This is a genomic window from Streptomyces stelliscabiei, from assembly GCF_014873495.1.
Lineage (GTDB): Bacteria > Actinomycetota > Actinomycetes > Streptomycetales > Streptomycetaceae > Streptomyces > Streptomyces bottropensis.
Genome location: NZ_JADBGF010000001.1, coordinates 9,084,718 through 9,102,815 on the forward strand (window position 1 = coordinate 9,084,718; position 18,098 = coordinate 9,102,815).

The window sequence follows — 18,098 nt, forward strand, 5'->3', positions numbered from 1 at the left end:
GTCCGCCCCTCGCGCTTTCCACAGGTATACGAGCCCATCCGATACGTATACGAGAGATCTAGGGGATGGAAATGGGGAGACCGGAGAAACCGGTGGACGCCTCGGGCGGAGCGGTCGCGGACTTCGCCGGCCGGCTGCGCCGACTACGGATCGAGGCCGGCAGTCCGACGTACCGGGACATGGCCAAGGCCGCCATGTACTCGGCCTCGGTCCTGTCCAGCGCGGCGAACGGGCACCGGCTGCCCACGCTGCAGGTCGCCCTGGCGTACGTGGCCGCCTGCGACGGTGACCGGGAGGAGTGGCGCCGGCGCTGGCTGGCGGCGGCCGGCAGCGGGGTCCCGGTGACGCCACCGCGCCCGGCCGCGCCGCCGCCCCCCGAAGCGGCGACCGGGGCCGCACCCCCGGACCCGCAGGGCCCGACGCCGACACTGCCGAAGCCCTTCCAACTGCCGCCCCGCCCGCAGGGATCGGTGGGCCGTGCCGAGGAACTGGCCCGGCTCGCCGCCGCCCCGGCCGGTCCGGTGCTGATCAGCGGCCCGATCGGTGTCGGCAAGAGCGAACTGGCCCTGCACCACGCGCACGACCTGGCCCCCGACATGGTGGACGGCCAGCTCTACGCCGTCGTCGGCCCGGTGCCCGAGGGAGGGTACGACGTGTCCGCCCTGATCGGCGGTTTCCTCGCGGCCCTCGGGGTGCCCGAGGAGCGAATACCGGCGACGGTGGACCAACGGGCCGGGCTCTACCGCTCGTTGCTCGCCCAGCGCAGGGTGCTCGTCCTGCTGGAGAACGTGTACTGCGAGCGGCAGGTCCGCCCGCTGCTGGTCGACTCCTCCACCAGCACCACCGTGGTGGTCAGCCGCTCCTCGCTGCTCGGCCTGCGTGACGTCCAGCGGGTCCGGCTGGAGCCGCTGCCGCGCGCCGACTCCGTCGCCCTGATCGCCCGGGGCCTGCCGGAGCGCGCCCAGGCCGACCCGGCGAGCGCCGACCGGCTGGCCGAACTCTGCGGTGACCTGCCGCTGGCACTGGACATCGCCACCCGCAAGCTGCTCGCCCGTCCCGAACTGTCGCTGCGCGGCGCCGTGGGCCGGCTCGACCGCCCGGAGGCGCTGCTGGACTGGCTGAGCGTCGGTGACCTCTCCCTGCGCGAGATCCTCAACTCGGCCCACGTCCAACTCGGCGACCCGGCCTCGGATCTGCTCGACCGGCTGGTGAACCTGCCCCAGCCGGAGCTGCGGGGCGACGAATCAATCCTGGCCGGAGCCGATCAATTGATCGACGAGTTGGTCGAGGCAGGCATGCTCCGGACCACCGAACGGTTCGGCTCGTACCGGCTCGACCCCCTGGCGCGGGCCTTCGTCGCCGACCGCGATCCGGCCCACAACCTGCTGCCTCGTCGTTCTGTGCCGTTCCCCCGCATCCGGCCCAGTGCGGAGGCGCGGCAGCTGACCTGACCCTCCGATCAACTCCGGGCCGGCGCCCGTTGATCGTGCGCTCCGGACAAGCCTGTCGATCAACAGCCGACCTCGTTGTACTCGTCCTATCGAACGGATCCGAACAGCACGACGGACCGTTCACCTGCTCGCTCGAACGAGCGGTAGGACGAGTCACGAGAGGCTGAGCATGACTAACCACGAGGTCGAGGTCCTGGCGATCGGCGCCGGCCCCTCCAACCTGGCCCTGGCGGTGGCGATCGAGGAGTCCGGTGCGACCGGGCTGGCGTCCGACACGCTGATACTGGAGCAGCATCACGACGTGGTGTGGCAGCGCAACCTGCTGCTGCCGTTCGCCCGCAGCCAGGTCTCCTTCGTCAAGGACCTGGTGACGCTGCGCAACCCCCAGAGCCGGTTCTCCTTCCTCTCCTTCCTGCACGCCAAGGGCCGGCTCGACGAGTTCGTCAACCTCGGCACCTTCAACCCCTTCCGCCGGGAGATCTCCGAGTACCTGCAGTGGGTGGCCAACTCCCTGGACCACGTGGGAGTCCGCTACAACTCCCGGGCCCAGAGCGTCGCCCCGCGCAAGGCCGACGACGGCACCGTCATCGGCTGGCGCGTCACCCTGACCGACGGCGACACCGTGGACGCCCGCGACCTGGTGGTCGGCACCGGCCGCGACGCCAACATCCCCGCGGAGTTCGCCGGCCTGCCGCACGACCGGCTGATCCACAGCACCCAGTACTCCACCCGTATCGCCCAGTACCCGATCGACCGCCCGGTACGGGTGGTGGTGATCGGTGCCGCGCAGAGCGCCGCCGAGATGTTCGTCGCCGTCCACCAGGACCTGCCGCTCAGTCAGCCGACCCTGGTGCACCGCTCGATCGGCCTGATGAACTACCAGACCAGCAAGTTCGTCAACGAGCTGTTCTTCCCGTCCTTCATCGACGAGTTCCACGGCAGCTCCCCGGACGCCCGCAAGCAGATCCTGGACGAGGTCCACCTCACCAACTACGCGGGTCTGGCGGCGCCGTTCCTGGACGAGATGTACATGAAGCTCTACGAGCAGAAGCTGACGGGATCGCAGCGCTCCGCCGTCCGGTCGATGACCGAGGTGATCGCGGCCCGCGAGGAGGACGGCGAGGTCGTCCTCGAACTGCGCGACCGCAGGACCGGCCGCGTCGAGATCCTCCGCTGCGACCTGGTCCTGCTCGGCACCGGCTACGACCAGCGCATGCCCGCGATGGTCCGCAGTCTGGCCGACCAGGTGGGCGTCGACCAGGTCGAGGTGAACCGCCGCTACCGGGTGGACCTCGGCGAGGCCCGCGCCGGTCTCTACCTGCAGGGCTTCAACGAGCGCACCCACGGCATCTCCGACTCGCTGCTGAGCGTGCTCGCACAACGCTCGCACGAGATCACCACCGACCTGCTGGACCGCCGCAGCGTCGGCGCCACGACCGGGGTCCGCTGATGGAGATCCGTCGACTGGACCGCGCCAATCTGACCCCCGCCTACGGCATCGAGGGCGAACGCCTGCAGCCCTGGGACGCGCTCAACGCCCCCTTCGAGGGCGCCTGGTGCGTGGTCCGGGCCGGCGGTGAGTCCACCCCGCACAGCCACCACGAGTACGAGATCTTCATCGCGCTGAGCGGCCGTGCCGCCCTGGTCGTGGACGGCGCCGAGCGCGAGTTCGCCGCCGGCGACATCGTCCACCTGCCGCCGGGCTGCGACCACAAGGTGGTCAACGGCTCCGCCGAGGACTTCGAGTACTACGGGATCTGGTGGGACACCGACATGTCGGAGAGCTTCCTGACCCGCCATCAGAAGGAGAGCACAGCATGAGCAAGCGCGTGGCGGTGATCTCACCCGCCCCGACCGCCAACGGCGACCTGCACCTCGGTCATCTGGCCGGTCCGTTCCTGGCCGCCGACGTCTTCACCCGCTACCAGCGTGCCGTCGGCCGGGAGACCGTCTTCGGCACCGGCGCCCAGGACACCTCCACCTTCGTGGTCACCACCGCCCGTCGGCTGGGCACCACCCCCGAGGCCCTGGTCGCCGACTCCACCGCCAAGATCGAGGCCACCCTCGCCGCGATGGGGATCGCGGTGGACGGTTTCACCCGGGACGAGGAGCGCTTCACCAAGCAGGTGCTGCGGTTCGTCAGCCGGCTCCACGACGAGGGAAAGCTGGTCCTGCGGCCCACCCTGTTCCCCTACGCGCCGAGCACCGGACAGTACCTGGTCGACGGCTTCGTCAAGGGCGGCTGCCCGAACTGCCTGGCCGAGGGCTGCGCCGGCCTCTGCGAGAGCTGCGGCCACCCGCTGGCCGCCGGGGACCTGATCGACGCCCGCTCCACCGAGAACCCCGAGGAGGTCCTGGAATGGCATGAGATCCCGGTGCTGGTGCTGCCGCTGGAGGAGTACCGGGGCCGGCTGCGGGAGTACTTCGCCACCACCGGCGCCGCGCTGCGGCCGCACATGGCCCAGGCCGTCGAGGAGATGCTGTCCCGTCCGCTGCCGGACTTCCCCCTCACCTACCCGATCTCCTGGGGCATCCCCGCCCCCTTCCCCGAGGTCGCCGGACAGTGCGTCAACCCCAACGCCGAGACGATGGCCTGGTCCATCTACACCACCGGTCTCTCCGCCGAGACACGCGGCGAGGTGCTGGCCGAGGACGACCAGCTGTGGTGGCCGGAGTCCGACACCGAGGTCGTCTACTTCCTCGGCTTCGACAACACCTTCCCGTTCGCCATCGCCGGGGCGGCCATGCTGCTCGCCCTCCACGACCGGTACGCCCTGCCCGCCGGCTTCGTCACCAACGAGTTCTACGAACTGGAGCACCAGAAGTTCTCCACCAGCCGGGGCCATCTGGTCTGGGGCCAGGAGCTCGCGGACAGACTGCCGCGGGACATCGGCCGCTACCACCTGGCCGCCACCAGCCCCGAGAACCAGCGCACCAACTTCGGCTGGTCGGCCCTGGCCGCCGTCACCGGAGCCCGGCTGGTCGAGCCGTGGAACCGGGTGGCCGCCAAGGCCGAACGCTGGACCGGGCAGACCCTGCCGGTCTCCGCCGCCTCCCGTGAGGCCGCCGCCCGCATCACCGAACGCTTCGCCGCCACCTACGAACTCGGCACCTTCAGCCTCGGGCGGGCGGCGGAGACACTCGCCGAACAGCTGGGCCGACTGGACCGCTGGGAGGTGACCGACGCGCAGGCCGGCGACTTCTTCCACCAGGTGCGGACCGTCCTGCGGGGCGCCGCCCCCCTCCTGATCGACCTCGCCGAACGCGCCGGCGTCGACACCCGGCTGACACGGGACGATCCGACGACCGAGATCACCGTGGGCCGGCTGCCGCGGCTGGACGGCGAGGCGATGTAGATGGCCACCGACAGACGACGCGTAGTGGTGGTCGGCGCCGGGGTGACCGGACTGCTCTCGGCGGTGCGCTGCGCACTGGCCGGACACCACGTCACGGTCCTCGACCGGGACGCGATCCCGAACCCCGGCTCCACCTCCTTCGACCAGCACCGCGCCGTCCGCGCCCTCGACCTGACGGACCGCGCCGCCTCCCGGCGGGTAGCGGTGGCACACCGCCGCTGGATGGCGCTGGAGGCCCTGACCGGGTCCAAGTTCTACCGCCGGGTGGGCATGATCACCGCCTGGGCCGCCGACGAGGTGGACGAGGTGATGGCCGCCGCGGCCGCCGCCGACCTGCCGGTCAGCGTGGTGGACCCGGACTCCGTACCCCACGTCCGCTTCCCCGAGAACACCGTCGGGGTGCTGGAACGCCACGGCGGCGTCCTGCTCGCCGACCACGCGCTGCAGGTGCTCGTCCGCTGGCTGAACGAGCAGCCGAACGTCACCCTCCGCCCCTGGCAGCAGGTCAAGGCGGTGGATCCGGAGACCGGCCGGGTGTACCTGCCCGACGCGGAGTTCCTGGACTCCGACCTCACCCTGATCGCCACCGGCCCCTGGTCCAAGGACCTGGTCGACCTGCCGATGGTGTTGCACCGCCAGACCCTGGTCTACCTCAAGCCGCCGGAGCAGCTGGCGTCGGCCTGGGAGAACACCCCGGGGATCGGCCGGATCGGCACCTCGGGCCTGGCCTGGCTGCTGCCGCCGGGGGACGGGACGCTGCTCAAGGTCAGCTCGGCCTCGGTCTGCCGGGAGGCGGACGCGGTCACCACCGGCTCCTCGGTGGAGGAGCGCCGGTGGGCCGAACAGGTCCTGGCCGAACGGTTCCTGACCGACCCCGACCGCTACAGCGTGATCGCGGTCAAGCGCTGCCACTACCTGGTGGACGCCGAGACCGGCGCCGCCCACCTGGTCAAGATCGGCCCGCACACCTGGGCGAGGACGGCCAGCGGCGGAGACGGCTTCCGTACCGCCCCGCTGGTCGCCGAACGGATTCTCGAAGCACTCACCACAGACTTCCGGGAGGAGACGATATGAGCGCCGAAGACCGCGTGCTGCTGGTGATCGGCAGCGGACTCAAGGTCTACCGCGAGTACCTGATCGAGTCCGCCGCACGCCGGGCGGCCGAGCTGGACCTCAAGCTGGTCCTGGTCAACAACCTCAAGCCCACCTGGCAGAACGACTACTTCGACGAGATCACCGTGGCCAACGTGTTCGACCACGACGAACTCCGCGCCGCCGCCAGGGAGATCGCGAGCCGCCGTACGGTCGTCGGACTGTTCTGCTACGACGAGCCGCTGGTGATGCCGGCCGCCGAACTCGCCGCCGAGTTCGGGCTCCCGGGTCTCGGACTCGCCGGTGTGCAGGGCTGCCGCGACAAGCACCGGACCCGGTCCATGCTGACCGCCGCCGGCCTTCCCCAGCCCGGCTTCGAACTGACCGACACCCTGGAGCAGGCCCGCGAGGTGGCCGCCCGGATCGGCTACCCGGTGGTCGTCAAACCACGGGCGCTGGGCGCCTCGATGGGCGTCGTCCTCGCCGAGGACGAGACCCAGCTGGACCGCGCCTACCTGGTCGCCTCCAACGCCAGCCTGGTCGGGGACGAGCCCTTCCGGGGCGGCGCGATCGTGGAGGGCTACGCCCGCGGCCCCGAGATCAGCATCGACGGCGTCGTCCACCAGGGCGAGTACCGGGCGCTGTTCGTGGCCCGCAAGGAGACCGGGCACTACCCGTACTTCGAGGAGGTGGGCCATGTCGTCGACGCGGCGGACCCGCTGCTGCGGGACCCGGAACTGATCGACGTCCTGACCAAGGCGCACGAGGTGCTTGGCGTCGAGAACGGACTGACCCACACCGAGGTCAAGCTCACCTCGTACGGCCCGGTGATCATCGAGATCAACGGCCGGCTCGGCGGGGACCTGATCCCCTTCCTCGGCCGGATCGCCACCGGGATCGACACCGGCGAGCTGCTGGTGGACGTCGCGGCCGGGCACCGCCCGGACACCGCCTTCACCCGGCACGAGGTCGCGGGCATCCGCTTCGGCTACCCGGTGGAGGACGCCACCATCCACGCGGTCAGGGTGCCGACCGGACTGCCGGGGCTGGTGACCGCCTCCCCGATGGTCGAACCGGGCACCGAACTGCGGCTCCCGCCCGGCGGATACCTCTCCCGGCACTCCTTCGTGGTCTGCTCCGGCGAGGACACCGGGGCCTGCCGGGAGCGCCTCGCCACCGCCCTCGCCGCCGTCGAACTGGACGCTGACCCACTGGAGCGCAAGGACGTCGCCGCACGGCTGGAGATGCCGGCCGGACTGCTGGACGCGGACGTATGAGCATCGACTACAACGGCCGCCAGTTCCGCAAACTGGCCGCGGCGGACGGGGTGACGGCCCAGTACCACCAGAAGGACGACCTGGTGTGGGCGGACTTCGCCGGCGGTCTCGTCCGCCGGGGGAGCGTGAACGGGATCTGCGAGCCGGACGGCACCCTCCGCCTCGCCTACACGATGGTGCTGGACGGCGGCGAGGTCATCGCCGGGAGCACCGTCAACACCCCGGAACAGGACATCGAGTTCGGTCTGCTCCTGCGCGAGGAGTGGAAGCGGTACACGCCGCGCTCGGAGACCGGCGTCTCGTACCTGACGGAAGTGACGGAACCGGAGGAAGCGGGATGACCGACTGGCAGGGCCTGCGCGAGCGGGTCGACGGAACGGTGCGGCTGCCGGGGGAGCCCGGCTTCGACGAGAACAGCAGCGCCTTCAACAAGCGCTACGCGGACATCCGCCCGGCCGGGGTCCTCTCGGTGGCGAGCGTCGCGGACGTCGCCCGGGGCATCGCCTGGGCCCGGGAGCAGGGGCTGCCGGTGGTGGCCCGCGGCGGCGGCCACAGCTACGCCGGCCAGGCCGCCACCCCGGGGCTGGTGCTCGACCTGCACGGCCTGAACACCGTCACGGTGGACCGTGAGCGGGAACTGGTCAGGGTCGGCGGCGGAGCCCGCTCCGGCGAGCTGTACGCCGAACTCCAGCGCCACGACCTCGCGGTGCCGCTCGGCAACTCGGACGAGGTCGGCATCGGCGGCCTCACCCTGGGCGGCGGCGTGGCCGCGGTCTCCCGGGCCTTCGGCCTGACCTGCGACTCCCTGGTGGAGACCGAGATCGTCCTCGCCGACGGCACGCTGGTGGTCTGCGACGAGACCAACCACCCCGACCTGTTCTGGGCCAGCAAGGGCGGCGGTGGCGGCAACTTCGGGATCAACGTCTCCTTCACCTTCCAGGCCCGCCCGACGGTCGACAGCTCCACCTGTCTGGTGGTGTGGCCGCTGGACGACGCCGAGGCGGTCCTGCCGGTGATGCAGCGCATCATGCGGGACGCGCCGGACCGGTTCGCCGCCCGGATCGGGGTGAGCCGGGCCGGTGACGACGACGGGATCGTCTCGGTGATCGGCCAGCACCTGGGCCCGGCCTCGGAGCTGCGCGCCCTGCTGGCGCCCGCCCTGGCCACCGGCTCACCCTCCACGGTGGAGATCGAGGACCGCGGCTACTGGGAGGCCAAGGACTACCTGCGCCACGAGACCTCGGGGGACCCGTTCGCGGTCCGTACCCGCACGGTCGGCGAGCCGCTCACCGAGGCCGGCGTGGACACCGTCCTGACCGCCCTGCGCAAGTGGCCCGGCAGCGGCAACCCCGACGGCGCCGGTATCGCCCTGTTCACCTGGGGCGGCGCCATCAACCGGGTGCCCGTCACCGAGACCGCCTTCCCCCACCGGGACGTGCTCTTCCTGATCTCCATGGACACCTCCTGGTCCACCGACGACCCCGCGGACGTGCGCCGCGCCAACCTCGACTGGCTGACCGAGCTGCACGCCGCGATGGGCGCCCACGCCCGGGACGCCTCCTACGTCAACTTCGCCGACCCCGACCTGCCCGAGGCCCAGGCCGCCTACTTCGGCCCCAACCTGGCCCGGCTCCGCGAGATCAAGCACCGCTACGACCCCGACCGGGTCTTCACCTTCCGCCAGGCCGTCTAGCACCGAGGAGAAGCCGTCATGTCACCCGATCTGCGCGGCACGATGCGCAACTTCGCCACCGGAGTCTGCGTCGCCACGACCTACACCGACCGCGGGGGCTCTCGCCGCCACGACGCCGTCACCCTCAACTCGCTGACCTCGGTGTCGCTCGACCCGCCCCTGGTCTCGCTCTCGCTGCACCGCGACTCCCAGTTCCTGGGCGATCTGCTGGAGACCAAGAAGTGGGCCGTCTCCATCCTGGACAGCGACGCGGAGCCGCTCGCCCGTGGCCTCGCCAAGGGCCGCGACGCCCGCGCCGAGGCCGTCGCCGCCCTCGACGCCAACCCCGGCCCCGCCACCGGAGCCCTGATGCTCGACGCGCAGAGCAGCCTGGAGTGCGTGCTCTGGGACAGCTTCGACCTCGGCGACCACACGATGCTGATCGGCGAGGTGGTCTCCACCGGCGTCCGCGACCAGCAGCCTCCCCTGCTCTTCCTGCACGGCAACTTCCACCAGCTCGCGACCGCCACCGCCAAGGAGTCCTGACATGACGCACACCCAGGCGATTCCCAACACCGCCGCCGAGATCCTCGCCGCCTCCCGGGCGCTGGCCCCGCGACTGCGGGAGCGGGCCGTGGAGATCGAGCAGAACCGCCGTCTGCCCGCCGACGTCGTCGAACTGATCCGCTCGACCGGCGCGTTCCGGATGGGCTTCAGCAAGGCATGGGGCGGCCCGGAGCTGACCTCGGTCGAGCAGACCGAAGTGGTCGAGGCCCTGGCCTACGGCGACTCCTCGGCCGGCTGGGCCGTGATGATCGGGATGGACTCCGGCCTGTACGCCTCGTTCCTCGACGAGCGGGTCGCCAAGGAGATGTTCCCCCGGCTGGACATGACCACCGCCGGCCTGCTCTTCCCCACCGGCCGGGCCGAGCGCGTCGACGGTGGGTACCGGCTGACCGGCAAGTGGCAGTTCGGCAGCGGCATCACCCACGCCGACTGGGTGATCTCCGGCGCCTTCATCTACGAGAACGGCGAACCCTACCTGGTCGACGGGTCGCACGACTCCATCCTGCTGATGGTGCCGCAGTCCGACGTCGAGATCATCGACACCTGGAACACCACCGGCCTCGCGGGCAGCGGCAGTTGCGACTACGCCATCCACGACATCTTCGTCCCCGAGGGCCGCACCCTCACCTTCGGCACGGTACGCAACGGCGAGGGCCCGCTGGCCCAGCCCGAGGTGCACATGCGCAACATGCCCGGCGTCCCGCTCGGCGTCGCCCGGGCCGCGCTGGACTGGGTGCGCGAGCAGGTGGTGGCCAAGTCCCCGCCCGGCGGTGGCGGCTGGGCCGACAACTGGCGGATCCAGGTCGGACTGGCCGAGTGCGAGGCCGACTTCAACGCCACCCGCGCCGCGGTCTACGGAGCGATGGAACGCCAGTGGGAGGTGCTGGCCGCCGGCGGCACCCTCGACGACCTCACCCCCGACGAGCGCGCCGCGCTGCCCCTGTCCCGGCTGCACGCCTTCCGTTCCGCCCGCTCCATCGTGATGCGCCTGTACGACCTGATGCAGACCGCCTCGATCTACAAGCCCAGCCCGCTCGACCGCTGGCTGCGCGACACCATGACGATGTGCCAGCACGTGGTGGCCCAGGACAAGATCCTGCAGTCCGCCGGCGCCCACCTCCTCGGCGCCAGGCCCGCCTTCCCCCTCAGCCTCGGCATCACCGGCTGACCGCGCACCGGCGCCCCCGTTCCCCGCATCCTCTCTTCGAAGGGCCCTTCTCATGACCGAACTCCTCGCGCCCGCACTGGAACTGACCGAGCGTCATGCCCGTACCCGGGACTACGTGATGTGCCGCCCCGACCACTTCGAGGTCACCTACAGCATCAACCCGTGGATGAACCCCGAGAAGCCCACCGACAAGGCACTGGCCCTCGCCCAGTGGGAGGACCTGCGCGCCCTGTACGTCGAGTTCGGCCATCGGGTCCGCACCATCGACGCCGCCCCCGGACTGCCGGACATGGTCTTCGCCGCCAACGGCGCCCTCGTGGTCGACGGCAAGGTGCTGGTCTCCAAGTTCCGTCACCCCGAGCGCCAGGCCGAGGCCGGGTTCTGGGCCGACTGGTTCCGCGGCCGGGGCTATACGGAAGTGGTCCAGGCCGCCTTCACCAGCGAGGGCGAGGGCGACTACGTGACGACGGCCCGCGCCGTCCTGGCCGGCAACGGCTTCCGCTCCGACCCCCGCTCCCAGGACGAGGCCCGGCAACTGTTCGGCCGCCCGGTGATCAGCCTGAAACTCGTCGACCCGCGCTTCTACCACCTGGACACCGCCCTGGCCGCCCTCGACGACGACGAGATCGTGTACTACCCCGGTGCCTTCGACGCCGAGAGCGTGCGGGTGCTGGAGAGCCTGTTCCCGAAGGCCGTCCTCGCCGACGAGGAGGACGCCCTGCTCTTCGGACTCAACCTCGTCTCCGACGGACGCAACGTCATCCTCCCCGAACCGGCCACCGGCCTGGCGGCCAAGCTCCGCGCCCACGGTTTCCGCACCCACCACGTCGACCTGTCCGAGCTGCTCAAGGCGGGCGGCAGCGTCAAGTGCTGCACGCTCGAACTCCGCCACTGACCCCCGACCCGCGACCCGCGCCCCCGCCCCCCGTCCCGGTACAGGAGAAGCATCATGACCGAGCAGCCCTGGATCATCGTCGGATTCGTCAACATCCTGCCCTACATCAAGGAGTTCGCCCCGAACTCGGTGATCGTCATCGACGAGCCGGACGTGATCCGCAAGCAGGACGTCAAGAGCGCCCTCGAAGGCGCCGAGATACTGCGGGAACTGATCGAGTGGGAGTACCAGCTCCCCGCCGCCGCGGACGAGTTCTTCAACACCTACCCCGACCTCGACCCGGCCGTCGTGGCCCCGCTGGTCGAGTACGCCACACCGTTCGCGGCCCGGCTCGCCGAGCGGTACGGCCTGCCCGGGGCCGGCGCCGGAGCGGCCGGCATCATGCGGGACAAGTCGCTGCTGCGCCGGGTCACCCGGGCCGCCGGCGTCCCCAACCCGGCGTCCCGGGAGGTCACCTCCCCCGACGAGGTACGGGAGTTCGCCGCCACCCACCCCGGCTCGCTGGTCCTCAAGCCCGCCAACCGGCAGGCCTCCGTCGGCACCAAGGTGCTGCACTCGCTGGACGACCTGGACGCGGCCTGGGAGGAGTGCACCAGCCAGGACGAGGGCGACCGGGTGCCGGACCGGGAGCGCGAACTGCGGATGATCATCGAGCAGTACGTCCGCGGCGCGGAGTACAGCGTCGAACTGCTGGTCCGCGAGGGCGAGACGCTGTTCTCCAACGTCACCGGCAAGCTGCTCTTCCCCGGCCCGCGCCCCGTCGAGCTGGGCCACACGGTGCCGGCCGCCGGCCTCCCGGACGAGCTGAACGACCTGATGGTGTCCCAGACCGAGGCGGTGCTGCGCGCGGTCGGCTTCGGCAGCGGCATGGTGCACTGCGAGTGGATCGTCAGCGACGGCCGCCCCTACCTGGTGGAGTGCGCGGGCCGCTTCCCCGGCGACGGCATCCCGATGCTGATCGAGGAGGCGTACCGGATCGATCTGGCCGGGGCGTTCTACACCGTCATGCGGGGCCTCCGGCCGGAGCCGCTGCCGCGCAGGGCGGCGGGCGGCGCCGCGGTCCGCTTCATGGAGGCGGTGCCCGGCGAGGTGGTGGCGGTCGACGGCGCAGAGGAGGCCGGCCGGCTGCCCGACGTCCTCTCGCTCTCGCTGCACCTGAAGCCCGGGGACACCGTGCGCGAACTGCAGAGCTCCTGGGACCGGGTGGGCTCGGTGATGACCAGGGGAGCCACGTCGGCGGACGCCCTGCGCACGGCCGAGGCGCTGGTGGACACGATCCGGATCACCACCGTCTGAACTCCACCGACACCGCGCACGCCGATGCGACCGGGGGCCGAACCAGGTCCCCGCTTCGCCTTGCCCGCCCACCGACCGCCGCCGCAGCGGGCGACTCCAACGCCTCGCCGAGCAGTTCCACGAGCCGCTCGGCGGCCTGCCGCGCGGGCCCCTCCGGCGCCCGTGCTCCTCGTCCATGCGCAGGACGTCCGTGCTCGCGGGCCGCACCTCGGCGGGAGTGCCGCGGCGGATCATACGGGCGGCCGCATCCAGGACGTCGGCGGCCGCGTCGAGCAACTCCCGCGCGCGGTCCCGCCCGGGTCCCTCCGCCGGGGCGCCCACGTCCGGGTCGGCGAGGGCGGCGACGACCGGCCGAATGCGGTGCCGGGCCGTCACCTGGCCGCGGGGCGACTCGTGACGTTCCTCCCGCTGCTGGCCGTATGGGCCTTTGCCGCGGGAATGGCGTGGCCGTCGGATCCACCGCCGGGATCGTCGCAGCGACGACGGTCGGCAGCATGCTGGTGACCGTCACCCTGCCCACGAGCGTCGGGCGAGCCCTGGAGCACGCCGGGGTCATCGCGCTCGGGGGCGTGGCGCAGGCCGTGCTGATCCTGGTGTTCCCGATCCGGAGTTAGCAGCCCACGAAGGTGCTGAGCGCCAGGCCCGCGCCCCGCCGAGCGCGATCTTGCGTGGACGCCAGGCGCGCTGGAAGGCGGCCCGCCCGCGGAGTAGGCGCCGAGGGCGGCGGACGGGGCATACGCGGGGGAGAGCAGCCACTGTGCCGGCCCGACGACGATCGCCACCCCGGCGGCCGTGCGCAACGCGAGCAGGGGCTCCAGCCGCCTCTCCTCGATCGTGAGCCCGGATCGCACGACCTCCCCGAAGGCCCGCAGCCACCTCACCCATGTGAGGCTAGCCGGAACGCCCTGCCGGGGCGCGTCGGTCTGGTCGAGGTGCGGCAGCCGTGCGGTGCCGCGGCACGACCGCAGCGGAATATTCGTACGCGGACGACCATCAACCACCAGCGCATCTCCGGCTAGTCGCCGTCGTCGACCCGGAGCATGTGGCGGCGTTCCTGTTCGCGCTTGGAGTAGGCGGCTGCCCGGATCGCCTCGTCGCTCTCCAGGCCTGATCCCAGCGCCCCGCCCACCGTCGCGACCGAAGCGACGAACCAGGACAGAATCCAGTATTCCGCGGCGTGAAGCGGGGTTCCTGTCGTGGAGGCGAACACTTGGCCGTTGAGGATGAACAGAGCCCACACCAAGTTGATGACGATCAAACCCGAGTAGCAGACGAGCACCCCGATACCCACGGTCATGATCGTCGAGGCGTTGTAGAGCCTCGCCCTCTGCCTCGCCTCGGGCGAGTGCTCTGCCGTTCGATGCCACAGCTGCGCGTCCACGATCAGCCAACCGATCATGAGCACGACCGACCCGACCGTGGCGATCACGAGGCGCGGCGCGCTCAGGGACCCGGCCAGGTTCCAGATGGTGGAGTTCACGGTGGCGACCGCTCCCGTGGCGAGTGCGGCCGCCAGGGCTTTCGACAGGCCCGGCACCAGGCGCCACGGCCGGTTGGCGCGGACCATACCGACGAGCACCCTCAGGTAACCGCGCGGTCCACTGACGATGTACCGCAGATCAGCGGTCTCCCCCTCACCGACCTGGCCCGGGTGAATGGGCGCGAATCGACTGACGAAGGGAGCCGGCAGCGGCTGAGTCCGCGGAGGTCCCTCCGTCCCTCCGTCTCGCCGGCCCGCCAGACTGAGCACGGTTTCCTCCACGGCCCGCCGGGCCCTCGTCTGCAGCCGCAAGCCCCCCAGCGTGGGAAGGGACAGCAGTGCCAACCCGTGTTCGTGACTCAGATCCACCACGAGCCTGAGCCCGTGCGAGTGCAGCGGAAGGTCGGTGAGGGCCACGACGATGTCCCAACGCTCCGCTCTTCCGCGGTCCATGATCCGGCGCATCAAGGTGGGCAGGTCCTCGGTCCCCGTGGTGAAGGGCTCACTGATCACCTCGACGTCGAACCGTCGCCCCTGGCCAGACTTGTCGGCGAGCCGAGCAGGAAGTATCCGGGCCATGCGCTGTGCGATCTCCGTGGGCGCGTCCGGATCCGCCAGGAGAGCCACGACCGTAACGCCCTGAGACGACATCCGCATGCCTCCTTCTCGTCGGCTGCCCCCGCGCTCGCCCGTGCCCACAGGATGCCCCCGAGGTATCGCCGACGCCGCGTGACACGCTGGCCCCTCCCAGCAGGTGCAGGCGGTACGGCCGGATCTCCTCGTCCATCCCGTGCAGGTCTGCTTGACGAGAACCTCCGGAAGGGCGGTCTCCAGCAGCAACGCCACCCTGTCGGCGTCCGCCGGCAGCGGAGTGCGCGCCACCCAAGGCCGTGAATCGAAAACGGATCCGGGACACTCCCGACGCTCGTGTGAGCGGGGCCCGGTGACGGCGCCCGTCGCGCGTTTCCTGGCGCGATCAGGTAATCAGGAACGGTGAACGAGGACGCGACCGATCCCTTCGTGCATGTCCGGGGCGCCAGTGAGAACAACCTGCGGAGCATCGATGTCGACGTTCCGCGGGACGCGATGGTCGCCTTCACCGGCGTCTCCGGTTCGGGCAAGTCCTCGCTCGCGTTCGGCACGCTCTACGCGGAGGCCCAGCGGCGCTACTTCGAGTCAGTGGCACCGTACGCCCGAAGGCTGCTGCGACAGGTCGGCGCACCGCACGTACAGGAAATCACCGGACTCCCACCGGCCGTGGCCCTGCAGCAGCGACGCGGGTCGCCCAGCTCGCGCTCGACGGTCGGCACCATCACCACGCTGTCCAATCTGCTGCGCATGCTGTACTCCCGCGCCGGCACCTATCCGCCCCGGGCCGCACGGCTGGAAGCCGAGTCGTTCTCACCTAACACCGCGGCCGGCGCCTGCCCGGAGTGCCACGGCCTGGGCGTCGTGCACGACGTCGCCGAGGACCTGCTCGTCCCGGACCCCTCGCTGAGCATCCGCGAGGGGGCGATCGCCGCCTGGCCGGGCGCCTGGCAGGGCGCCAACCTGCGCAGTGTCGTGAACGGCCTGGGGATCGACATCGATCGACCGTGGCGCAGGCTCAGGAAGAAGGACCGGGACTGGCTGCTGTACACGGACGAGCAGCCCTCCGTGTACATCGAGCCGGAGGAGGACCGCGTCGACTACGGCTACCAGGGCAAGTTCTGGAGCGCCCGCAAGCACGTCATGCACGTCCTCGCCGACTCCAAGAGCGAGAGGATGCGCGAACGGGCGCTCCGGTTCGTCAGGAGTGTGCCCTGCCCCGAGTGTCACGGCAGCGGACTGCGGCCCGAGGCGCTCGCCGTGACCTTCGCCGGACGTTCCATCGCCGAGATCAACGCGATGCCGCTCGCCGAGGTCGTGGCGCTGCTGCGGCCCGTCGCGGCACGGTCCGAGGCCGACGCCACCACGTCGACCGCCCGATCCGGGGAGACGACCGAGGTCGCGGTCCGGATCTGCGGCGATCTGGTCGCGCGGGTCGACGTACTGCTCGACCTGGGCCTCGGATATCTCAGCCTCGGGCGCCGCTCGACGACCCTGTCGCCCGGCGAGGCGCAGCGCCTGCGCATCGCCACCCAGCTGCGCTCGGGGCTGTTCGGCGTCGTCTACGTCCTCGACGAACCCTCCGCGGGCCTGCACCCGGCTGACGCGGAACCACTGCTGGACGTGCTGGACCGCCTCAAGGCGGCCGGCAACTCGCTGTTCGTCGTGGAGCACGACATGGACGTCGTACGGCGGGCGGACTGGGTGGTCGACATCGGCCCCGGCGCGGGCGAGGGCGGCGGACGTGTGCTGTACAGCGGCCCGGTCGCCGGTCTTGAGCGGGTCGGGGAGTCGGCCACGAGCCGGTACCTGTTCGGGCGCGCCCAGCCGCTCGATCACCGCCCGCGCACACCGCACGGCTGGCTGCACCTGCGCGGCGTCTCCCGCCACAATCTGCGCGACGTGTCCGTCGACGTACCGCTCTGCGTACTCACGGCGGTCACGGGCGTGTCCGGTTCCGGAAAGTCGACGCTGGTCACGCAGGTGCTCGCCGAGGTCGTCCGCGGCCACCTCGGAGTCGTACCCGAGGAGCCCGACGAGGCGCAGCTGGAGGTCGACGTCCAGGACGCGTCGGGGGTCGAGTCGTTCGACCGGCTGGTCCGGGTCGACCAACGGCCCATCGGCCGAACTCCCCGGTCCAACCTGGCCACGTACACGGGGATGTTCGACGCGGTGCGCAAGCTGTACGCGGCGACGGACGAGGCCGGGGCGCGCGGCTACTCGGCCGGGCGGTTCTCCTTCAACGTGCCCGAGGGGCGGTGCGAGACCTGCCAGGGCGAAGGATTCGTCGCGGTCGAACTGCTGTTCCTGCCCGGCACCTACGCGCCGTGCCCGACCTGCGAAGGCGCCCGGTACAACGCCGAAACGCTGGAAGTCACCTACCACGGCAAGAACATCGCGGAAGTGCTGGCGCTGTCCGTCGACGCCGCCGCCGAGTTCCTGTCCGCCGTCCCGGCCGCCTCCCGCAGTCTGGAGACGTTGCGCGAGGTGGGACTGGGGTACCTGCGGCTGGGCCAGCCCGCGACGGAACTCAGCGGTGGTGAGGCGCAACGCATCAAACTGGCCACCGAACTGCAACGAGCCCGCCGCGGGCACGCGCTCTACCTGCTCGACGAGCCGACGGCGGGGCTGCACCCCTCGGACATCGCGCTGCTGCTGCGACAGCTGCACCGGCTCGTCGACGCCGGCAACACGGTCGTCCTCGTCGAGCACGACCTGGACACGATCGCCACCGCCGACTGGGTCATCGACCTCGGGCCGGGCGGTGGCGACGCGGGCGGACGGGTGGTCGCGGCGGGCCCGCCGGCCAAGGTGGCGAGGGCCCGCCGCAGCGCCACCGCGCCCTATCTCGCCGCCCGGCTCGCGCTCTCCTGACGGCGGAGCGAGGCCCGGCTCGCGATCTCCTGACGGCGGCACGAAGGGCTGAGCACCGGTCAGCGGGGTTGGGGGCGCCGCCGCGCGTCGCCATGCCGCGTTCCAGCTTGTGGCGGGTATCGCTCGCGCGGTGTCCCCGTGCCACCCGGGTCGGCGTGGCTCCGAGTGCCGGGGCCACGGCACCCAGTGCCCCGACCCTCAGGAGTCGCCCTTGCGCGATCGGGGAGCAGGCCGTGACCGTCACGGGGAGGGTGATCGGCCCGGCCGTGTCGGCGACGTCCAGATCGCTCTCGCCGGTGGTGTCCGCCCCTGCGCCGCCGCCCTTCGGCCGCGACAGCTGGCGCAGCATCCGCTGACGCTCTGTGACAGGGCAGCTCGCCCG

15 protein-coding genes are annotated in these 18,098 nt (G+C 71.4%); 14 read left to right on the forward strand and 1 reads right to left on the reverse strand.

Annotation, left to right across the window (positions count from 1 at the left end; translation table 11 throughout):
* The first annotated feature begins 71 nt into the window (after nt 1-71).
* The 13 genes from H4687_RS39635 (at nt 72) to H4687_RS48265 (ending at nt 13,388) form a co-directional block, all read left to right on the forward strand.
* The gene (locus H4687_RS39635; RefSeq protein ID WP_046912782.1) at nt 72-1,451 is read left to right on the forward strand and encodes a helix-turn-helix domain-containing protein; all 1,380 of its coding nucleotides are present in this window, start codon (nt 72-74) and stop codon (nt 1,449-1,451) included.
* A 169-nt stretch (nt 1,452-1,620) separates the two neighbouring features.
* A complete protein-coding gene (locus H4687_RS39640) occupies nt 1,621-2,901 on the forward strand; it encodes a lysine N(6)-hydroxylase/L-ornithine N(5)-oxygenase family protein (RefSeq protein ID WP_005484441.1) in 1,281 nt (426 codons plus the stop codon).
* Nucleotides 2,901-3,272: a cupin domain-containing protein gene (locus tag H4687_RS39645; protein ID WP_005484439.1), complete on the forward strand. Its 372-nt coding sequence runs from the start codon at nt 2,901-2,903 to the stop codon at nt 3,270-3,272. Before H4687_RS39640 ends, H4687_RS39645 begins: the two co-directional genes overlap by 1 nt.
* The gene (locus tag H4687_RS39650) at nt 3,269-4,807 is read left to right on the forward strand and encodes a class I tRNA ligase family protein (RefSeq protein ID WP_046912781.1); all 1,539 of its coding nucleotides are present in this window, start codon (nt 3,269-3,271) and stop codon (nt 4,805-4,807) included. The genes H4687_RS39645 and H4687_RS39650 overlap by 4 nt, the downstream gene beginning before the upstream one ends.
* Nucleotides 4,808-5,881 carry an FAD-dependent oxidoreductase gene (locus H4687_RS39655; protein WP_179859962.1) on the forward strand — a complete coding sequence of 358 codons (1,074 nt, stop codon included), beginning with the start codon at nt 4,808-4,810 and terminating at the stop codon, nt 5,879-5,881.
* The gene (locus H4687_RS39660; RefSeq protein ID WP_046912779.1) at nt 5,878-7,176 is read left to right on the forward strand and encodes an ATP-grasp domain-containing protein; all 1,299 of its coding nucleotides are present in this window, start codon (nt 5,878-5,880) and stop codon (nt 7,174-7,176) included. The genes H4687_RS39655 and H4687_RS39660 overlap by 4 nt, the downstream gene beginning before the upstream one ends.
* Nucleotides 7,173-7,517, forward strand: coding sequence for a hypothetical protein (locus H4687_RS39665; RefSeq protein WP_005484431.1), 345 nt, complete (start codon nt 7,173-7,175; stop codon nt 7,515-7,517). Before H4687_RS39660 ends, H4687_RS39665 begins: the two co-directional genes overlap by 4 nt.
* Nucleotides 7,514-8,869, forward strand: coding sequence for an FAD-binding oxidoreductase (locus H4687_RS39670; RefSeq protein ID WP_046912778.1), 1,356 nt, complete (start codon nt 7,514-7,516; stop codon nt 8,867-8,869). The genes H4687_RS39665 and H4687_RS39670 overlap by 4 nt, the downstream gene beginning before the upstream one ends.
* 18 nt (nt 8,870-8,887) lie before the next feature.
* Nucleotides 8,888-9,394: a flavin reductase family protein gene (locus H4687_RS39675; protein WP_046912777.1), complete on the forward strand. Its 507-nt coding sequence runs from the start codon at nt 8,888-8,890 to the stop codon at nt 9,392-9,394.
* 1 nt (nt 9,395) lies between these two features.
* Nucleotides 9,396-10,583 carry an acyl-CoA dehydrogenase family protein gene (locus H4687_RS39680; RefSeq protein WP_046912776.1) on the forward strand — a complete coding sequence of 396 codons (1,188 nt, stop codon included), beginning with the start codon at nt 9,396-9,398 and terminating at the stop codon, nt 10,581-10,583.
* Nucleotides 10,584-10,635: 52 nt separating this feature from the next.
* Nucleotides 10,636-11,478: a dimethylargininase gene (gene ddaH, locus H4687_RS39685; protein ID WP_046912775.1), complete on the forward strand. Its 843-nt coding sequence runs from the start codon at nt 10,636-10,638 to the stop codon at nt 11,476-11,478.
* 54 nt (nt 11,479-11,532) lie between these two features.
* Nucleotides 11,533-12,774 carry an ATP-grasp domain-containing protein gene (locus H4687_RS39690; protein WP_046912774.1) on the forward strand — a complete coding sequence of 414 codons (1,242 nt, stop codon included), beginning with the start codon at nt 11,533-11,535 and terminating at the stop codon, nt 12,772-12,774.
* Between the two features lie 443 nt (nt 12,775-13,217).
* Nucleotides 13,218-13,388 carry a hypothetical protein gene (locus tag H4687_RS48265; RefSeq protein WP_404819300.1) on the forward strand — a complete coding sequence of 57 codons (171 nt, stop codon included), beginning with the start codon at nt 13,218-13,220 and terminating at the stop codon, nt 13,386-13,388.
* Between the two features lie 401 nt (nt 13,389-13,789).
* Here H4687_RS48265 and H4687_RS39700 read toward each other — a convergent pair whose 3' ends face one another.
* Complete coding sequence (locus H4687_RS39700; protein WP_233443477.1) at nt 13,790-14,953, reverse strand: hypothetical protein; 1,164 nt, start codon at nt 14,951-14,953, stop codon at nt 13,790-13,792.
* 294 nt (nt 14,954-15,247) lie between these two features.
* On the opposite strand from H4687_RS39700, the gene uvrA reads away from it, so the two are divergent.
* The gene (gene uvrA / locus H4687_RS39705) at nt 15,248-17,716 is read left to right on the forward strand and encodes an excinuclease ABC subunit UvrA (protein WP_046912773.1); all 2,469 of its coding nucleotides are present in this window, start codon (nt 15,248-15,250) and stop codon (nt 17,714-17,716) included.
* Nucleotides 17,717-18,098: the final 382 nt, after the last annotated feature.

What these genes read in the sequence shown, in the direction of transcription:
- H4687_RS39660 (WP_046912779.1), top strand. Translation starts at nt 5,878, where the DNA reads ATGAGCGCCGAAGACCGCGTGCTGCTGGTGATCGGCAGCGGACTCAAG.
- ddaH (WP_046912775.1), top strand. Translation starts at nt 10,636, where the DNA reads ATGACCGAACTCCTCGCGCCCGCACTGGAACTGACCGAGCGTCATGCC.
- H4687_RS39640 (WP_005484441.1), top strand. Translation starts at nt 1,621, where the DNA reads ATGACTAACCACGAGGTCGAGGTCCTGGCGATCGGCGCCGGCCCCTCC.
- H4687_RS39645 (WP_005484439.1), top strand. Translation starts at nt 2,901, where the DNA reads ATGGAGATCCGTCGACTGGACCGCGCCAATCTGACCCCCGCCTACGGC.
- H4687_RS39650 (WP_046912781.1), top strand. Translation starts at nt 3,269, where the DNA reads ATGAGCAAGCGCGTGGCGGTGATCTCACCCGCCCCGACCGCCAACGGC.
- H4687_RS39690 (WP_046912774.1), top strand. Translation starts at nt 11,533, where the DNA reads ATGACCGAGCAGCCCTGGATCATCGTCGGATTCGTCAACATCCTGCCC.
- H4687_RS39670 (WP_046912778.1), top strand. Translation starts at nt 7,514, where the DNA reads ATGACCGACTGGCAGGGCCTGCGCGAGCGGGTCGACGGAACGGTGCGG.
- H4687_RS39655 (WP_179859962.1), top strand. Translation starts at nt 4,808, where the DNA reads ATGGCCACCGACAGACGACGCGTAGTGGTGGTCGGCGCCGGGGTGACC.
- H4687_RS39675 (WP_046912777.1), top strand. Translation starts at nt 8,888, where the DNA reads ATGTCACCCGATCTGCGCGGCACGATGCGCAACTTCGCCACCGGAGTC.
- H4687_RS39680 (WP_046912776.1), top strand. Translation starts at nt 9,396, where the DNA reads ATGACGCACACCCAGGCGATTCCCAACACCGCCGCCGAGATCCTCGCC.
- H4687_RS39635 (WP_046912782.1), top strand. Translation starts at nt 72, where the DNA reads ATGGGGAGACCGGAGAAACCGGTGGACGCCTCGGGCGGAGCGGTCGCG.
- H4687_RS39665 (WP_005484431.1), top strand. Translation starts at nt 7,173, where the DNA reads ATGAGCATCGACTACAACGGCCGCCAGTTCCGCAAACTGGCCGCGGCG.